Source organism: Pseudoalteromonas sp. meg-B1 (genome assembly GCF_003173795.1).
Lineage (GTDB): Bacteria > Pseudomonadota > Gammaproteobacteria > Enterobacterales > Alteromonadaceae > Pseudoalteromonas > Pseudoalteromonas undina.
On sequence record NZ_QGQU01000002.1, the window covers coordinates 544,238 to 562,499 of the forward strand.

At 41.3% G+C, this 18,262-nt stretch carries 13 protein-coding genes; 1 reads left to right on the forward strand and 12 read right to left on the reverse strand.

Annotated features, from left to right (window positions below; all coding sequences use genetic code 11):
- Nucleotides 1–119 precede the first annotated feature (119 nt).
- Genes DK924_RS10865 through DK924_RS10900 form a run of 8 tightly spaced genes read right to left on the reverse strand, consistent with a single transcriptional unit; the run spans nucleotide 120 to nucleotide 10,519 of the window.
- A complete protein-coding gene (locus tag DK924_RS10865) occupies nucleotides 120–908 on the reverse strand; it encodes a sterol desaturase family protein (protein WP_109875148.1) in 789 nt (262 codons plus the stop codon).
- Nucleotides 898–1,545: a CDP-alcohol phosphatidyltransferase family protein gene (locus DK924_RS10870; RefSeq protein ID WP_109875149.1), complete on the reverse strand. Its 648-nt coding sequence runs from the start codon at nucleotides 1,543–1,545 to the stop codon at nucleotides 898–900. The genes DK924_RS10865 and DK924_RS10870 overlap by 11 nt, the downstream gene beginning before the upstream one ends.
- Nucleotides 1,535–2,188, reverse strand: coding sequence for an ATP-binding cassette domain-containing protein (locus DK924_RS10875; protein WP_109875150.1), 654 nt, complete (start codon nucleotides 2,186–2,188; stop codon nucleotides 1,535–1,537). Before DK924_RS10875 ends, DK924_RS10870 begins: the two co-directional genes overlap by 11 nt.
- 24 nt (nucleotides 2,189–2,212) lie before the next feature.
- Nucleotides 2,213–3,931, reverse strand: coding sequence for an ABC transporter permease (locus DK924_RS10880; RefSeq protein WP_055011483.1), 1,719 nt, complete (start codon nucleotides 3,929–3,931; stop codon nucleotides 2,213–2,215).
- On the reverse strand, nucleotides 3,928–5,190 hold the full coding sequence (locus DK924_RS10885) for an ABC transporter substrate-binding protein (RefSeq protein ID WP_109875151.1): 1,263 nt from the start codon (nucleotides 5,188–5,190) through the stop codon (nucleotides 3,928–3,930). Before DK924_RS10885 ends, DK924_RS10880 begins: the two co-directional genes overlap by 4 nt.
- Nucleotides 5,177–5,995 carry a DUF547 domain-containing protein gene (locus DK924_RS10890; protein WP_109875152.1) on the reverse strand — a complete coding sequence of 273 codons (819 nt, stop codon included), beginning with the start codon at nucleotides 5,993–5,995 and terminating at the stop codon, nucleotides 5,177–5,179. The genes DK924_RS10885 and DK924_RS10890 overlap by 14 nt, the downstream gene beginning before the upstream one ends.
- Nucleotide 5,996: 1 nt before the next feature.
- The gene (locus DK924_RS10895) at nucleotides 5,997–8,150 is read right to left on the reverse strand and encodes an FAD-dependent oxidoreductase (RefSeq protein ID WP_109875153.1); all 2,154 of its coding nucleotides are present in this window, start codon (nucleotides 8,148–8,150) and stop codon (nucleotides 5,997–5,999) included.
- Between the two features lie 17 nt (nucleotides 8,151–8,167).
- The gene (locus DK924_RS10900; protein ID WP_109875154.1) at nucleotides 8,168–10,519 is read right to left on the reverse strand and encodes a TonB-dependent siderophore receptor; all 2,352 of its coding nucleotides are present in this window, start codon (nucleotides 10,517–10,519) and stop codon (nucleotides 8,168–8,170) included.
- Nucleotides 10,520–10,754: 235 nt separating this feature from the next.
- On the opposite strand from DK924_RS10900, the gene DK924_RS10905 reads away from it, so the two are divergent.
- Nucleotides 10,755–11,168: a hypothetical protein gene (locus tag DK924_RS10905; RefSeq protein WP_054201343.1), complete on the forward strand. Its 414-nt coding sequence runs from the start codon at nucleotides 10,755–10,757 to the stop codon at nucleotides 11,166–11,168.
- 345 nt (nucleotides 11,169–11,513) lie between these two features.
- Here DK924_RS10905 and DK924_RS10910 read toward each other — a convergent pair whose 3' ends face one another.
- From DK924_RS10910 to DK924_RS10925, 4 genes are all read right to left on the reverse strand, one after another.
- The gene (locus tag DK924_RS10910) at nucleotides 11,514–13,181 is read right to left on the reverse strand and encodes a pseudouridine synthase (protein WP_109875155.1); all 1,668 of its coding nucleotides are present in this window, start codon (nucleotides 13,179–13,181) and stop codon (nucleotides 11,514–11,516) included.
- 136 nt (nucleotides 13,182–13,317) lie between these two features.
- A complete protein-coding gene (locus DK924_RS10915; protein WP_109875156.1) occupies nucleotides 13,318–15,366 on the reverse strand; it encodes a S9 family peptidase in 2,049 nt (682 codons plus the stop codon).
- Between the two features lie 138 nt (nucleotides 15,367–15,504).
- Entirely contained in the window at nucleotides 15,505–16,737 is a 1,233-nt protein-coding gene (locus DK924_RS10920) for a threonine/serine exporter ThrE family protein (RefSeq protein WP_075169987.1), read from the reverse strand.
- 122 nt (nucleotides 16,738–16,859) lie between these two features.
- The gene (locus tag DK924_RS10925) at nucleotides 16,860–18,083 is read right to left on the reverse strand and encodes a glycosyltransferase (protein WP_109875157.1); all 1,224 of its coding nucleotides are present in this window, start codon (nucleotides 18,081–18,083) and stop codon (nucleotides 16,860–16,862) included.
- Nucleotides 18,084–18,262 lie beyond the last annotated feature (179 nt).

Sequence of the window (18,262 nt, forward strand, 5' to 3'; positions counted from 1 at the left end):
ATTTACAACTGGTTTACTTTTAGCGGGGTGTTTTTGTTAACAGGAACGGTTAAACGCCTAAGTAATGTTATAAATAGAGGTTTAAAAGGTGTACATGGATGTTTTCATTAGCTGTATTGCTATTTTTTAAATGGCATTATTAACAATTGCCACAAGGATGAATTTTGTTTGGGGTTTGGGTATTGGCTTAAACCAAGTGCAATATTTTTATCAGGCTGACTTGCCTGTGATTTATAGCTGCCAAAAAGTCTATCCCACCAAGTTACACTAAAGCCAAAGTTACTGCTTGTTTCTTCGGGGTTTTGGCTATGATGAATACGATGCAGTACTTGAGTTACAAGCACTAAACGCAGCGGCTTTTCAATAGAGTTGGGTAAGCGAATATTCGCATGATTAAACAGTGCTAACCCATTGAGTGCAATTTCAAATATTAATACTGCAATAGCAGGTACACCCAAAGCGGTAACGGCAATCAATTTTATAAGTATGCTGAGTACAATTTCAATAGGATGAAATCGCAGACCGGTACTGGTATCAATATGTGCATCAGCGTGGTGTACGCGGTGCAAACGCCACAAAATAGGCACCTGATGAAAAAGCCGATGCTGCCAGTAAATAATTAAATCAAGCAAAAGTAAGCTGAGTATCACTGCAATGAGTGGTGAGACATTGAGTTGATTAAATAGCCCAATTCCATGCTGCTGATAATAAGCAGCAACCGCAGTTAATCCAACCGGCACTGAAAAGCGTGCAAGCAGGGTAGAAGTAAAGGTTAATCCAAAATTAGCAAACCAGCGTGACCTATTTTTAATAGTTGATTGGCGTGCAGGCTTTTGCCATTCAAGCAGCATCATTATTGCTAGTACGCTAAAAAAGAAGCCTAGCCGCCAATATACTTCATGACTCATGGTTTACCTCGTTGACTGCGGTTTCTTGCTGTTTTAAGGTGTAATAACCTCCATATATACGGGTAAAAATAGTTATCGCGCAGGCTATAGCAAATAAAACAGCAAGAATTGAAAAATACTGCGGCCAAATACAAAAGGCAATAAATAAGGCAATGGTTTCTGTGCCTTCGGTTAAGCCATTTAAGTAGTAAAAACTTTTGTATTTAAATTGTGGTTTGTCGAGTTTAAATTTTTCAGCGGCTATGGCAAAAGCTAAAAAGCTGGAGCCGGTACCTATAAAGGTTACAAGCAATAGTGACCCTGCAAGTGCATTTTGCTCAGAGTTGGTTAAAATAAATGCAAAAGGAATAAGCGCATAAAACAAAAAGTCGAGGGTAATATCTAAATATCCCCCAGCGCTTGAACTGCTCTGAGCATAACGCGCGAGTGCGCCATCAAGACCATCAAAAATGCGGTTAATACAAATTACAGCTAATGCGCCATACCAATATTCAAAAATAATTAGTGGCACAGCTAGTAAGCCAATTAAAAAACCTATTAAGGTTAATTGATCGGCACTCACTCCTTTTTTGTGCAGCTGTTTTACGCACGGAATAAGCACAGGTTTTATAAGTGGGGTAATAAATTTATCTAACATTTATATCACTTTGTACGTTTAGATTGATGATTTTGCCATTTGTGGCTATTGCGTCACTTTCATCATGGGTGACCATAATGGCGGGTAACTGATATTCCCAAATTTGTGAAAACACCAGCTGACGGGTTTCAATACGTAATTGCTGATCAAGCTTACTAAAGGGTTCATCGAGTAAAATCGCTTTGGGTTTACTCAGTAATAGTCGCAGTAAAGCAACACGGGCTTGCTGCCCACCGGAGAGAGTGTCTGGATGGCGCTTGGCCATGCCTTTTAGCCCAACGTGTGTAAGTGCTTCATCTATTTGCTGTTGGCGTTGTTTTTTATCCATTTTTGGCATGGCAAAGCTAATATTACCGCCAACAGATAGATGCGAGAATAGTAATGGGTCTTGATATAGCACAGCAACATGGCGTAAATGGCTGGGCAAGGAACTAATATTAGTATCATTTAGCCACACCTCGCCAGTCGCATTAAAACCCGGAGGTAATGCGCCAGTAAGCCAATTTAATAAGCTAGATTTACCGCTCCCTGATGGCCCCATAATAGTAAGAATTTCACCACCTTTAACCTGTTCATTCAAGCTCAGTAACAACTCGTTTTGACGATAAAGCTGACAATTTTTAATTTGTAATGATGGCTGCATTAAACGCCCTTTGATGTATTCATATTATGCTTGCTTGTTATTAAAAACATACCTAGGTAGTCCCCATGCCAGTATAAAGCCGAGAAGAGGTAAGCCCATTTGCAGTATTGCATACACAGCACTGGTTCGCCTACTTGCACCATTGGCAAGTGTTACGGCTTCGGTGGTTATGGTGGCTATTCGGCCACCCCCTGCTAACTGGGTTGATAAATACTGGCCAAAACTTATTGCCAACCCCAGCGCCATCGCAATTAAAATAGGCGCAAATAGTTGTGGCAATTTAACTTGTATAAACACCTTCCATGGGCTTGAGCCTAAGCTTGCAGCAACACGCGCTAATCTTGGGTCTAAACGCCTGTAACTATCGGCAATAGATAAAAAAACATAGGGTAAAACAAACAGCAAGTGTACAAATATCACATTAAAAAAAGCATGCTGACTATTTAGCAATTGCTGTAGCCACACAATACCAAATAAAAAGGCGATACTGGGTACCAACAACGGCAGGTATATAATTAACAGTGCCCACTTCGCCAAAGGTTTAGCCGTGATTTGCTCTGCTTCTAAACATAGTAACACCAAAATAGTGGCAAAACCTGAGCTAACCACGCCAACCACTAAGGTATTAAATAAAGGAGTGTGAATGTGTGTAAAGGCATTTTCAAAGTGTAGTAATACCAAACTTGAAGGTAAGGTATCCGGAAAACGCCAATAGCCAGCTACTGACCAAAGTACTAATCCAATTAACGCAGCTGCAATGAAGACTAAAATTACGCAAGTGACGATATAAGTAAAAGCACGAACAAGTTGGTGAGCATAATGGCGTCGGCCGTTGATGAGTGACTGACTAAAAATCATGGCACTGATTTTTTCAAGCAATAGCCAAATTAGCAGTAGTCCAACAGTGATCGCTAATTGTAACAGAGCACCCGCTGAGGCCTTTATGCGCAGGGTTAAATCTACATCGTTAAACCAATGCATGATAGCAACGGCTAAAGTAGGGGGCGTATTTGGCCCAAGTATCAGTGGCATCTCAACGCTCGCACTAGCATAAGCAAGTACTGCAAAAATGGGCAAACGTAACAGTGGGTATAAATTAGGTAGCACCACTTTAAAAAATGCCACCATGGGGTAATAGCCTAAATTAATGGCAATTTGATGCTGCATTCGTAGCTTTTTGCCAAGTTCAGGCTGCGCTAAAATACCCAATGCAATGAGTAATAAAAAAGGCAGCTCTTTAAGTACAAGCCCAATAATAATGCTCCAGCCAAAAGCGTCATAAGGTAATGAGCCCTCAGGAGCTAATTGCCAGCCCGTTAACCAAGGCGAAAATAAGCGCGTAAATAATCCCGATGGCGCGATTAAAAAACTGACCGCAATTGCCGCTGCAGCGTGGGGAATAACCAGTATGGGACTCAATACATATTCAATTCGTTTTAGCCATACACTATTAAAAAATGCAGCCAGCATAATAATCATGAGCGCAAACGCTATTAATGTACTAATTAGTCCAGTGCGTATGCTCAGGCCTATCATTTGTGAAAGCCCCGGTGTATCCCATAAAACATTAAACCCAGCCAAACTCATGTTGGTTTTATTCAAGGCAGGCGCCCAGCCAAAGGCAGGCAACATTACTCCCATTAGGCCGCCTAATACAGGTATTGTTAACAGTGCCAGCAAACAGTAAGGGGTTACTTTGACTAGGCGTGAGAATAAATCAGCTGAATGGAGTACCTTACTCATTGGCTTGCTCCATAACGGGTTTCCCAGCCAGTATTAATTGCCTCCACCCAGCTCGGATGTGGCTCACTGAGTGTACGTTTAACACTATTTAGAGGCAGTGCGCTAGGATGCGGCTGTACGGTTTTAAATAAGCCCTGCTGCTCTGCGCTTAAGCTGGTTTGAATTAATACCGTTTTGTCACCCCATATAGCAGTTTTTTGTTTATGCGCTTGCGCTGCGGGGCTTAATAAAAAGTCAGCCACTAATTGCGCACTTTGCTGGTGGCTTGCATTATAAGGAATAGCGACAAAGTGAGTGTTACTTAAGCTACCATCGGCCATTGCATAACTTCTTATACTTTTTGGTAAATCATAGCGCTTTACCGCAGCCGGTACTTCTGGTGCCGAAAAAGTAAAGCCAATACTAAGCTCGGTATCGTCTATTAAGCGGCGCATTTGTACACCGCTTTGCATGAAGTATTCGCCATTGCGCCACAGATTAGGGTGCAATTTATTTAGAAACGTCCACAACGGATCAAGTACTTGGGCTGTGTTTTTATCATTAGCTGGTTGATTTAGTTTTGCTTGTAGCATTGCATCGCTATGTTGGTGTAATACCACTAATGCATATTTTAAAAAGCTCATCCCTAAAAAGTCGGGGGGTTTGGGGTAACTAAATCGGCCTGGGTTTGCTTTACTCCAGCTCAATAACTTATTAAGGGTTTGAGGAGGAGAGCTCGTTGCTAGCGTATCGTAATAAAAAGTCAGTGATGCCTGCCCCCAAGGGGCTTCCATTCCTTGAGTGGGTAAACCAAAATCAAACAACACGCTGGGATTGTTTTCTGGATTGGTGTAAATAAAATTAGGCAATTTATCAGCCCAGTCTTTTAGTAAAAGCCCGTGTTTACTCATAGCTGCAAAGTTAGCGCCATTGATCCAAATTAAATCGACACTGCCTTGAGTGTGATTATTTGCTGATTTTTCAGCGAGTACGCGGCTAACGGCCTCGCTGGTGTCGCTAAGCTTTACATGCACTAACTCAATGTTATATTTAGCTTTTACTTGCTCAGCCGCCCACTGAATATAGGCATTTATTTGCGCATCACCGGCCCAAGCATAAAAATATACGCTTTGGTCTTTACCTAACTTTTCAACTTGCTGCCAACGGCTTTGTAATTGTGTACTTGCTAGGCTTTTAAAGCTAATAATAAGGCAAATGCAAAAGGCGACACAGAATAAGCTGTATCGCGATAATGTTTGCCAAAATTTATTGGCGAGCATTTAAATCCCAGTTGTAGTCTAAAAACTTAACTTTCATGTTATTATTTTTAAGTGCTTTTTGCTGAGCGGGTGTCAGCTTTAGTGCTTTAGGGTATAGCATAAAAAACTGCTGTAGCGTATTTGCGCCTTTAAAGCCTTGTTCAAAATCATCGCCGTACCACTTAAATATTGAAGACATACTTAGTGTGTTATCTTGCGCTATATTTCGAGTCATGTCTGATAAAAAACGCACCGTTTGCTCTTGCAATTGGCTTTCTAAATCAGTGGCTGTGTAGGCTTCTTCACGTAGCGCAGGGCAGCCAATACTTGCGCAATTTACAGCAAAGTGAATACGTGGGTCGTTGTATTTACCACTGCCACGTATTAAACCATGCTCTATATCATCAAGGCTGCGAGTTTTATCAAGTAATGGCACAAACTCTTTGCTCCACGGTGAGCTAAAAAAACTGCCTAAATCTTTAATTGATTTAAGGTTTGGGTATTTTGTTAATATTAGCTCAACAGTAAAGGCGTTATATGCGTTAATTAAAAACGCCAGTTGCTTAGGTTTTTCCCAAGTATCAAACTCATTTTGCGTAACAGCCGATAACGAATCTAAATAAGCTTTTAGTTCGCTGCGCTTAGCTTTTATTGCTGAGTAATCAACCTCAGTGCTGTGACCATGATTAATAGCTGCAACATGATTGTTTAATAGTGCATTCCAGCTGTCATGCATGTTTTGAGCTTGGGCCGAAAATGACATTGCAAACGATGTTGCAAGCAAAGCAGAACCTAACAATAGCGCTTTTAAAGGTGTTTTAAACATATTAGCCTCTGCGCCAGGCGTGGTATTTTTCCAGCAAGTTAAGTACCTTTTCAGGAGCATGAGCACGTTTCCATTCGCCCGCCACATATTTGTTACCTTCAGCCCATGTTGGGTAGCTGTGAATGGTGCCCAATATTTTATTAAGTCCTAAACCGTGTTTCATGGCTAACACAAATTCAGCAATTAAATCGCCAGCGTGTTCAGATACCACAGTGACACCGAGGATTTTGTCTTTACCTTTAGGGGTGATCACTTTAATAAAACCATTGTTAGCGCTTTCGGTAATGGCGCGATCTAGCTCTTCAAATTCAAAGCGGGTGATTTCATAGTCTATGCCTTTTTCAATCGCTTCTTGTTCATTTATGCCCACCCGTGCTACTTCAGGGTCAATAAATGTGGTCCACGGAATGACACGGTAATCCACTTTAAACTTTTTAAGGTTACCAAATAAGCCATTTACAGCAGCATACCAACCTTGGTGAGCGGCTACGTGTGTAAACTGATACGGTCCTACAATATCGCCAGCGGCAAAAATATTAGGATAGAGTGTTTCAAGGTATTCATTTGTGACTACAGTGCGGCTCGTTTCAATACCTAGTTCTTCAAGGCCATAACCTTCTAGGCGAGCGCTTCGGCCAACGGCACACAGTAGCTCATCATATTCAATATCAATTTCGGTGTCGTTGTGTTTCACCACGAGGTACTTTTTACCCTCGCGTGCTTCACAGCGCAGCGCTTGGTGTGAGGTTAAAATATTAACGCCACTATCGGTCAGTGATTGGTGTGCAAAAGCTGACACTTCAACATCTTCTTTGATCATAACGCGCTCAGCCATTTCAACTTGCGTCACACTTGAGCCTAAACGGGCAAAACTTTGTGCTAATTCACTACCAATTGGTCCTCCGCCAAGTACAACAAGCTTTTTAGGTGCATCGTCAAGCTCAGCAAATTTGCTCCATAACGTATCACTGGTTACATAGCCGGTTTCTTCAATACCCGGAAGTGGCGGTACAAATGGGCGTGCGCCAGTGGCAATAACAATAGTGCGGGCAGTGAGTGTTTGCGTGCCGCCATCATTTAAGTTAATTTCCACCGTCCACGGGTCGATAAGTTTGGCGTAGCCTTTAATTACTTCTACGCCTAAGTTTGTGTAGCGCTCAACACTGTCGTGTGGGGCTATATCGGCAATCACTTGCTGTACACGTGCCATTATTTTTTTAAACGAAAACTGCGGTGTCGTGTTTTGTAGCCCATATTTTTCAGCTTGGCGCATTTGCTGGGCTACTTTTGCACTTTTAATAATAGCTTTACTAGGTACACAGCCAGTGTTTAAGCAGTCGCCGCCCATTTCGCCGGCTTCAATTAAGGTAACTTTGGCTTTAACTGCTGCTGCAATATAGCTGGTGACTAAGCCGCCTGCGCCCGCACCAATAACAATCATGTTGCGATCGTATGTTTTGGGTTTAGTATAGTTTTTATAAACACGGCGCTTTTTTATTGCATTTATCAGGGTTTTTGCAATTAACGGGAATACCCCTAATAACGCAAACGATAAAATTAAATCCAGTGATAAAATACCCGATAAGCTATCTATTTGTGCTAATTGAGTACCCGCGTTCACAAATACAAAGGTACCCGCCAGCATTCCTATTTGGCTTACCCAGTAAAAAGTCCATGACTTAATAGCGGTTAAACCCATTAATAAATTAATTAAAAAGAACGGAAAAACAGGCACTAAGCGAAGCGTAAATAAGTAAAATGCGCCTTCTTTTTCAACCCCAGTATCTATAGCGGCTAAACGTTCAGGAAAGCGTTTTTTTATGGTATCGCGCAATAAATAACGTGACACTAAAAATGCTAACGTAGCACCAATGCTTGAGGCAAACGAGGCAACTAATAGCCCTTGCGCCAAACCAAATAATGCACCAGCGGCTAGCGTTAAAATGGCTGCACCGGGCAGTGATAGCGCGGTCACTAATATATAAAGTAAAAAGAACCCCCCGATCACCAAAAACGGTGATTGAGCTTTGTACTGATCAAATTGTGCCATTGACCCTTTTAGCCCGTCGAGGGTAAGGAGCTGGTTTAGGTCATAAAAAAAGAATAAACCGACACCAATCGCCGCCAGTAATAACAAACTTAATTTTTTTAACATGTTATCTCTCAAACGGTTTAAAAGTTATGGGTAAGTGTGAGCTTAGCGTTAATTGGTAATTCTGGGAACGCGAGTGTCGCGCCAAAATAGCCACCTTCAAATACAGGACGCCAGTTTTGCTGATCGGTAATATTATTTACATCAAGCCTCAATTTAGTTGCAGAAGTAAACGCATAGCTGGTATTAACATTTAAGGTGTGCTGATCGCGAATGTATACGGTAGCTAAAAAATCCAATGGGTAGCTTTTAGTATACAGGGCAGAAAATCCAGCTTGCCACTGAGAAGTTATTGTATAGTTAGCATTTAAGCTTAATGATTGCTCTGGGATCCCTTGTACTTGACGGTTTGAGGGCGAAAAAGCTGTGTAACTTGGTGCGCCAATGCTGTTACCCGCAATAATATCGGGACGCGAATTATCAAACGCATCGGCTATTTGAGCTGAGTCTTGACCTGTCGCAGAGTTATCATAACGGGCATCAATGTAATTGTAGCCTGCGCTTACCCAGTAAGGGTAAGCGTCGTAAAATACTTGGCTTTCGAATCCGGTCGTACGAATACCAGTATTGCTACCATCGCGATTACGTAAGCTGCGGCGTTGGCTAAATACAGCAGCATCTGCATACCAGTCGCTTTGTGTTGGCGCATATTTCACGCCAAACTCGACTAAAGTATTTTCCGTAGCAAAATTTTGTGCGCTAATTGTATTTTCACCACCTAACGTATTACCGCCGGCCATGCTGTTAGAGGTGGCTTCGTTATAACTTGCTGCCGCATAAGTGGTTAAATCGTCATTTACTGAGTAATTAACGCTCAGCTGCGCTGATTGCAGGGTATCGTTAATGCTATCACTAGCGGCTATTTGCCCTTGAGGTGCAATCGGGTCATTTGCTTCTACATCATAGTAATCAACACGATAGCCAGCACTGGTGCGTAAGCTGTCAGTCCATTGTGAGTCTTGTTGAATGGCAATGCCGGTTTGCCAAGAGCGTGAGTCTGTAGTATCTGATAAGTTAAAATCACCACTGCCATCATTGTTGATATCGTACTGACCACCAGGGGATACATATACACCTGGGCGCAGCTCTACCAAACGTGCCTTTTGTGCATCAGTTAATGCAATGCGGCGGTTTGAAAGTGGGCCGGTTAAATCAATAGGCGTGTCGGCTTCAGTAGTAAACTGGCTGTAACCCAAGACTTTATTATAACGAACATCAACGGCGAATAAGGTTTGCTGCTCATCGCTCCATTGATACGTGAGTTCAGTGCGGTTTTGTGCGGTATCGGCGCCATCAATTATTTCAACAAAACTATTTTGTGCTATTTCTTCGCGCTGCAAATGTTGAAAGTAACTAATGTTTTTAATCGACATTACATCAGACAGTGCGCGCTTATAAATACTGTGAACTAAATAAGTGGTTGCTTGATTGAGATTATCAGGATCGGTAAGCACACGGCTGGTATCTATTTTGACTTGCCCTGTGGGCGATATAATAGAGCCTGCGCTAGGCACTGTGCTGCCATTCGCTTGTAACCCTTGACCAGTAATGTAAAGATTATGATCGATAAGCGCTTGGGTAGGGCGGTTTATACCAGCGTTATCGGTAAACTCTGTTTGGTACAGTTCAAAGTTAATGTCCCAACTGCTTTTATCATCCGGTAAAATTTTTAATGCCGCAAACAAGCTATCACTTTGTGTAGCTGAATAGTCATAATAACTACCCTGATCAATATGCTCATAGCTAACACGTAAGCCAATTTTATCCTCAACAATCGGTGCGTTGTAATCTACTTGGGCACTATACTTATCCCAACTGCCTGCAGACAACTTCACATTTCCTTTGCGCTGATCAGTTGACGCTGTTTTAGAGTGCAAGTTTACAAAGCCACCGTTACGTTGGCTTGAACCAAACAGCACAGGCGGTGCACCTTTAACTACGTCTATCTGCTCTATCGCATTAAACGACAACGGCACACCAAAACCATTATTACCCGCTTGGCGTCGAGTACCATCTTGAAATAACTCACCTAACTGGCCGCGGATCGTCGGTAAACTTGGTGCACCAAAACCACTTGCAGCGTATGTATTAGGACTTACTGCCAGAACATCGTGCAATGTTGTTATGTTAAGTTGCTCAATTAGCTCTTTAGAAATAGGGGTCACAGAGCGGGCTATGTCTTGCAAAGCCAGGTTGTCGCCAAAAGGGCCGTTTACTGTGGTGTTTTTAATAGAGAGGTTTTTAGATTTAAGCGCTTGACCTGCCACCTCAATTCGCTCAATGGGGTCAGAGCTAGTTGTTTCATTAGCCTGAGCAGCTAAAGCTACATTTAATAGGGGGGCGAGGGTTAAAGCTAAATACGTGTATTTCAAATCGTGTTTCTCTATTGTTATATGTTGACGTACACAAAAGACCAAGACAGATAAAAATATCTTTCAATCAATTGCTAATATTTTTATTTTTTATCTTAGCGCTTAAATAATAGTACCTTTAAATAACTCAACTTAAGATCAGTTTAGGTTTAATTTTAATTAATTGAAAATAAAAATACGCTTATACGGTCTTACTTGCCAATTAGTTTATTTATATCTTTTTTAAGGAAATTTTATGACAGATTCAATCAATACAGATGTACAAACTCGTTTGCAATGGTCACTTTTATCGCTGCGCTTAGGGGTTTTCATAGTTATGGTAATGTGGACACTGGATAAATTTGTAAATCCGGGGCATAGCGCCCGTATCTTTGAACATTTTTATGGGATCAGTGGCTCTACCGATACTATTGCTTATATTTTAGGTGCACTGCAATTATTGCTAGTAATAGCATTTTTAGTCGGTTTTAAAAAACGTATTACTTACGGTGTTATTTTTATAATGCATGGACTATCAACGCTGTCTTCTTACAACCAGTACATAGATGGCTTTAATAATTTACTGTTTTTTGCAGCATGGCCTATGTGGGCTGCGTGTTTTGCGCTTTATTTATTACGCGATCAAGACGTAAAATTTACCGTTAAATAATAAGCAAAAAAAATGGTTATAAGCGTTAGCCTATAACCAATAAAGTACACAGGGAGTGTAGGAAGTTCTGTTGTGCACAGTAAGCGGTTAGCAACCCATTTACTGTGTGTGACTTAAAGCACTTATTGGCGCTTTAAGTTGCTTTAATAAATACTTACAACAATAAAAGCAAAGCTAATGCCAATTTTTAACAGTATGAATTTTATAGATATTTATATTGTTTGGATTGTGGCTTTGCATAATGCAGGTAAATCTTTCTATATTGCAACGGTAAAAGTTACCTACTTTGCAATATGAAAAAATGGCACTGTTTTAGAATCCGATTCGACTAAAAGCAGCGCTGATTTAAAAATCAGCGGCTACTTCAAATTCTAATCGTTCATGACTAATAGGATGGGTAAAAGCTAAATACTCGGCATGCAAATGTAGTCGGTCTGATTTTTTACCGTAGTGGGTGTCGCCCACAATGGGTGTATTTAACCCTAAGTGGTGGGCACAGTGAACACGCAATTGATGAGTGCGTCCTGTTTTTGGGTAGAGTTGTAAGCGGGTAGTATTATTTTTACGTTCCAGTACCTGCCATGTTGTTAATGACGGCTTCCCCGTTTTGTAACATACCATTTGCCGTGGCTTATCATCAAAATCAAGCACTAAAGGTAACTCTATGCTACCACTCTCAGCAGCAATATTACCCGCTACTAAAGCAACATAACGTTTTTCTACACTACGCTCTATAAACTGTTTTTGCAGTGCTTTATGCACCCGTTTATTTAACGCAATCATTAACAGCCCTGAAGTCGACATGTCTAATCGGTGCACAATAAGTGGCCCCGAAGCGTGTGGGAACTGAGTTTTGATTCGCATATATACCGAATCGTCAATATTAATGCCTGGCACAGATAAAAATTCAGCTGGTTTATTTACCACTAACAAATCATCGTCTTGATAAACAATCGTTAGGTCTTTACCCTGTGCAGGGTTGACCAAGAGCGGGTTGTCTTCAACATTTAACCCCTCTAGCATATGCCCTAAAATAGGCTGGCATTTGCTATAGCACGATGGGTAATAATGTAAATGATGTCTTATTGCCGACTTAGGCGGTGCGCCCCACCAAAATTCGGCCATAGCCAGGGGCTTTAAATTATGTTTATAAGCATATTGTAATAATTTTGGCGCGGCACAATCTCCCGCGCCTGAAGGCGGTGTGTGCTCGGGCAGTTTGGCAAAAATTGCATTCAAATCGGTCACTTCGCCGTTTGCATTTAAAAACTGGTATTGAGCGAATAGCTTTTTTTGTAAATTTTTAGAGAGTACTTTACGGCGTTTTTTTAATCCGTTAATTTCATCATCTATTGTTAGTTGTGCCTGTTCAAGCGCTGCAATGCGTGTTTGCCACTGTTGCTTTAATGCTTGTAGTTGTTTTTTCTCAACAATGCTCTGCCCAGCTAATTGGTTCTTCAGTTTTTCAAACTCATCATTATTGAGTTGTTCGCCGGCGGCTTGCCGTTGCTGTTTTCGCTGTTTTCGAGTTACTTGCATCGCTTGCTGCTTGGCGATAAGTTGTTGCTCATAGTGTTGGCGAGCAGTCGTTAATTGTTGCTCAATTTGTTGATAATTATCACTGTTTTGAAAGGCTGTAATTTGCGCATTAATGTCGTTAATCACTTGGCTTTGCTGACTAAACTCTGCATCGTCTATATGTTTAAGTGCCACATTTGGCGCAAAATGCAGTTGCTCATCTATCCCCGCTATTTGCCCCGAATAGGCGCTAATAAAGCCTAGCTGTTGCGACTCATCTTGAACAACCAATACGCCAAACATTTTACCGGCATCAATATCATCTGTATCTAAAATAGCCTTATCTAGCTTTTTTAATTGTTGTTGTAATTGTTTTGCAGCGGCAACGGCCAGCGGATGAGGTTTATAATAAAAGGGAAACGTAAACTGCTCAGGCAGTGCAAGGTTATCTATATTTTCATTAAAAGTGGTAAAGCAGCTAGCAGGGTTTGACATGGCAATAGTGTGATTAGCAGTTATCAGAATAATTAGTCAGAGTGTAACATAAGCAGCGCTTTGCCACTAAGCATGCCTGGCATTACAAACAAAAAGGCCAACATATTTATGTTGGCCTTTGGTATTAAGCTAATACTTATTTGTTAGCGTCTTTCACTGCTTTTAATTTAGCTGCATGGTCAATTTCAAATGCAGGCATGTCTTTTTTGCCTTCCATTAAGTAGTTGTCCATCCAACGCATTAAACGCAAGCTGTAATCGTACTGTGCCGCTACTTTACGGTTACCATGGCCTTCGCCTGGGTAGTAAACAAGGCGAACATCTTTACCTTGCACTTTCATGTAACGGTAAAGTTCCATAGATTGTGCAGGGTGAACGCGAGGATCGTCTTTACCATGCATAATAAGCAGTGGCGTTTCAGATTGACCAGCCCAGTAAATTGGGCTGCGCTCTAGGTACCATTGCCATTTATCCCATGGGTATGAACGCGCATGAACTAGGTTCATTTCGTTTGAAATATCAGTAGTACCAAATTTAGATAGCTGGTTAGTTACACCCACAAACATAACACTGGCAGCAAAGTGCTCGGTTAGCTTTGTTGCGCCCCACGCTGATGCATAACCGCCGTAAGAGCCACCGGTAATACCCACACGTTTAGTATCAACTAATCCCATATCAACAAGGTGATTTTTAAAATCAACTAAGTCGTCAAACTCTTTACCTGCGTAATCGTTTTGACCTAGTTTAGAGTAATCTACGCCTTTACCTGTTGAGCCACGGTAATTAGGGTAAAATACCGCGTAACCACGTGCAGCGCCCATTTGACCAGGACGCGAGTAGTTAGTTACCCATCCGTTTTTATCATGACTTTCAGGGCCACCGTGTACCGACATAATTAGTGGGTAGCGTGTGCCTTTTTCATAATCGAGTGGGTAAACTAGTACACCATCAAGTTCTACACCGTCACGCGCTTTAAGCGTAATTGTTTCTTGTTTAGCAAAGCGTTTGTCGTTTAACCAGCTGTTTGAATCAGTTAAGCGCTTTGCCTTGTTACTGCGCACAATAAAGACTTCGTTAGGGTGTTTTGCCGTGTTACCACGAAGTGCGAGTGTTTTATCTGAATCAGAAACACTTAACCCAGAGGCAATAAATTTGCCTTCTTTTACGAGCTTCTTGTATTTGTTAGAGCCGGTTTTAATGCTCGCAACAAAACTTTCTGTGCCCACATTGGCAATAAAGTTAAGCGTGTTACGTTTATGCGACCATTCAAAGTCAACAACGTGGCCCATAAAGTTAGGTAACCATTCAGTGATTTCGGCGGTTTTAGTATCGGCAATAAATAAGCGGCCAGTTGCAGGGTCGTGCTTATCTTCTGCACCTAAAATAGCAATGTATTTACCGTCATGAGAAAGCTCGGCATCGCCTAACTTACCTTCAGTTTTAAACGATAAGGTGACTTTGTTGCTGGCAATATCAAACAAGTGCCACATCGATTTTGTGTATTTATCATCAATTAGTGCAGTAGGTTGAGTTTTAACCAGAAGCTTTTCACCATTCGCAGCCCAATTAACGTCACTCACGTAGTTATCAACATTGAGTGCGGTAGGGGTAAGTGGCTTGTCGGCTTTAGCTAAATCTACAATAAAAAGCTGCTTGTTTTTAAGGCCTTGCTCGTACACTTCTGCTTTAAAGCCAAGTTTTTTAAGTTCTTTTTCTGACTTATCAGCAGCTGGCATTGCTAAAATAGCGACTTGCTTGTTATCAGGGCTTAACTGATAGCTTGAAATAGATGTGTCTTTTAATGACATAACCGCTTGTGCTTGGCCGCCATCAACAGGTATTTGGTAAAGCGAAGTATATTTGTCGTCTTTTAATTTCGCTAAAAAGTAAATTGTTTTGCTGTCGTTTGACCATTGTAGGCTTTTAATATTAACCGAACCGGTAATAAAAGGACGTTCAACACCTTTATCGTCAACAACGTAAAGCTCACTGTAATTACTACCATTTTCATCAACGTAAAGCGTGCGAGGTAACGAACGGGTAAATGCAACACTGTCGCCATCGGGGCTAACGGTTGTTTGTATTACCGATTTTACTTTTGGAATGTCTTCAACAGTAATTGCTGATTGCGCAAATGCAAGTGAGCTTGAAAGCCCAATTGCTATTGCTAAGCTAGATTTTAGCATTGTTATTTCCTTTGCTTTATTAGATTTCAGCCATTATAGCAAGGTGTTCTCAATATACTAAAAAATGCGATTAATCCTCAAAAGAGGAGGTTTAATGTTGTAGTTATGCAAAAGCGCGGCTTAAAACCGCGCATAAATCTATAGACTCTTTTTAGGAGGAAGTGCCACGTTTGCAAAAATAAGTCCGGCCACGAGCGACATGAAAATTAAAAACGTTTGCTGACCAATATGATCTGCATAAACAAAGTCTTGGCCTTCAATTAGTGAGTTTAAACCAATATACGTTTTGCTCCCAGGCACTAATACAATTAATCCCTGCATAGCTACAATAGAGGCCGGAGCATTGGCAACACGGTTAAATAAGTTGCTAAATACACCGACTGAAAATGCACCAATAAAGGTGCCTAACGTGTAATTTAAATCTAAATATATAGCAGGCCCAATACTGGTGCCATAAGCTATAAAGCCTGAGGCAATAGACCAGATTGCATGTTTAAGCTTAGTTCTAAAAATAACGATTAAGCTACTACATAAAAGTAAAATAGCGAGCCATGCAGTCCACTTTGGTAACGGCTCTGGTTGAACGAAATCGGCTTGCCCAAAGACCGCAAAGCCAATAGCAAGACCAATAAAAGCCCCAAAATAAAGCTTAAACAGCAACATAAATGAGTCCATAACGCGAGCTGTGCCCGATACTAAATGTCTGGCTGCGAGTTCAGCAAGGCCAAGTGCAAGGGCTAAACCGGGTATAAACACAATAATGGCAGAAAGCACAATTAATCGAATGTTGATGTGTGCATCTAAATGAACGCTAATAGCACAAGCAAGAATAGCCGACACTATTGCCACTAATGGCTCAAGCATGTGAGCCACACGTTTCGAACGGGCCGACCACAATACAAATAAGTATACAATAAAGGTTAATAACCCAGACCACAGAACATCATTCCAACTGGTGCCCATAAGCATTGCAAATGCGCCGCCAGAGGTGGCAAAGGCAACGCCTGTCAGCACTCTGTTATAAGGATTTGGGGCATCAAAAATAATATCAAGTTGCTGATCAACCTCTTGCAACGTGAGCTCACCATTAAGCATTTTATTAACTAGGTCGTCGGTATCGGCAAGTGAACCTAAATCGTGATCGCCAGGGTCAACGCGGGCAACATGGGTATATTCATCTTCATGGCCATCGGTCCAAATAACAAAGGTAACCGACGTGGGCGACATAACAAACGATGATTTAAGATCTAAATAAGTCGCCACTTCCATTAAGTGGGCTTCTAAGCGATAGGCAGGTGTACCGTATTTATGGAGCATTTTGCCCAATTTAACGATAAATTTGCGTTTTTCAGTAAACGTTGCGGTTTTCAAATTTGTTTTGAACCAACTATTAAATAACTAAGCTAAAAATATAGGCAATAATGCTAAAATTGCCCAAGTTTATTTGCGGCGATTTTAAACACAAATCGCCGCCTGTCTAGTGATTTTTAATGTTATTTTTTATTTTTTTCTGCTATCCACTGCGACATATATTGTGTGCTGCGCATGGTATGGTGTTTGAGCATTTGACCCGTGAAATTTTTCATCCGGTGAGCATCTAAATTACTGCTTATTGAGTCGATTTTTTCAATTAATTGAGCACTTAACTGTACTTTGTCATACAGAGTATTAAGCAGAAGGCCGCCAGCGGCTTGTGCTTCACTAAATTTAGCCTCGTTGTTGTATAAAGAGACTGCGGCATCTGCAAAAGCTTGCACATCTGCTGTTACCACACCTGGCCACGGCAACGTGCTGTGCATACCTTCGCTGCCAATAGGCGTGGTGATGCTTGGGGTTTGCATGATCATGGCTTCTAAAAGTTTACCTTTAATACCTGCCCCAAAACGCAAAGGAGCTAAGCAAATCCGCGCACTTTGCATTACTTCATACGCATCATCGGCCCAGCCTTTAATTAAAAAGCCGGTTTTAGGATTATTAAGTGCGGTGGCTTTTGGTGGCGGATAAGAGCCATAAATATGCAATTCTGCCTGCGGTAGTTGTTTGCGGATAAGCGGCCAAATTTTTTGTAAATAGAGTACCGCATCCCAGTTTGGGGCATGTCTAAAATTACCAATGGTCATAAAGTGTTGGCGTTGTTGATACGATTTAGTTTGCTCAGGTAAGGCACTTAAATCAACCATAAAAGGTAAGTGATGCAACACGCTAGGCTCAACTTTAAACACTTCATTGAGTAGTTCCATCTCATAGCTTGAGATAATTAAGCTGAGATCACAGCGTAAAATAGCGGCTATTTCACGTTTAGCTATGTCTGATAGTAAATCGCTGTGGTTGAATTCGCGCTCACCTTTATGCGCCTCATGGCGTGCATTACGCAGGCATTGTAAATCTTCGGTGTCTAAAATTTTAAGCGCATTAGGACAATGCTTATCTACGCGCCAGCCAAACTGCTCTTCCATCATAAAACGATCGAACATCACTAAATCGGGGTTGTAAGCTTTAACATAGTCATCAAAACTATCGCAGTTAAGAGCGATGCTTTGGCTGGTTATACCAAAGTCGGCAAGGTCAACCATGTGTTCGGTAGGCTGTGCGGGCGTGGCGAACTCAACATCCCAGTTTTGCGTCCTAAACGCATTTAGTAACGACATCATGTGCGTACCTGCAGCAGATGAATTGGGCTCTGGCCATACATAGCCAATTACCAGCACTTTTTTCATTGGCTAGATTCTCTAATTATTTGATGGAAAAACAGACTCAAACACAGTGGTATATTTTTAAAAGCTGTAACGGTATTTAAAAAGCAGAGTATGATTTCGAAAAACTAAAATGCTGCAAATTAATGGACATAAACAACCAATTTTAGCGTTGAGTAAATAGGCGTGTATTTTAGCGTATT

What these genes read in the sequence shown, in the direction of transcription:
- DK924_RS10880 (WP_055011483.1), bottom strand. Translation starts at nt 3,931, where the DNA reads ATGAGTAAGGTACTCCATTCAGCTGATTTATTCTCACGCCTAGTCAAA.
- DK924_RS10910 (WP_109875155.1), bottom strand. Translation starts at nt 13,181, where the DNA reads ATGTCAAACCCTGCTAGCTGCTTTACCACTTTTAATGAAAATATAGAT.
- DK924_RS10875 (WP_109875150.1), bottom strand. Translation starts at nt 2,188, where the DNA reads ATGCAGCCATCATTACAAATTAAAAATTGTCAGCTTTATCGTCAAAAC.
- DK924_RS10885 (WP_109875151.1), bottom strand. Translation starts at nt 5,190, where the DNA reads ATGCTCGCCAATAAATTTTGGCAAACATTATCGCGATACAGCTTATTC.
- DK924_RS10925 (WP_109875157.1), bottom strand. Translation starts at nt 18,083, where the DNA reads ATGAAAAAAGTGCTGGTAATTGGCTATGTATGGCCAGAGCCCAATTCA.
- DK924_RS10915 (WP_109875156.1), bottom strand. Translation starts at nt 15,366, where the DNA reads ATGCTAAAATCTAGCTTAGCAATAGCAATTGGGCTTTCAAGCTCACTT.
- DK924_RS10905 (WP_054201343.1), top strand. Translation starts at nt 10,755, where the DNA reads ATGACAGATTCAATCAATACAGATGTACAAACTCGTTTGCAATGGTCA.
- DK924_RS10865 (WP_109875148.1), bottom strand. Translation starts at nt 908, where the DNA reads ATGAGTCATGAAGTATATTGGCGGCTAGGCTTCTTTTTTAGCGTACTA.
- DK924_RS10890 (WP_109875152.1), bottom strand. Translation starts at nt 5,995, where the DNA reads ATGTTTAAAACACCTTTAAAAGCGCTATTGTTAGGTTCTGCTTTGCTT.
- DK924_RS10895 (WP_109875153.1), bottom strand. Translation starts at nt 8,150, where the DNA reads ATGTTAAAAAAATTAAGTTTGTTATTACTGGCGGCGATTGGTGTCGGT.
- DK924_RS10870 (WP_109875149.1), bottom strand. Translation starts at nt 1,545, where the DNA reads ATGTTAGATAAATTTATTACCCCACTTATAAAACCTGTGCTTATTCCG.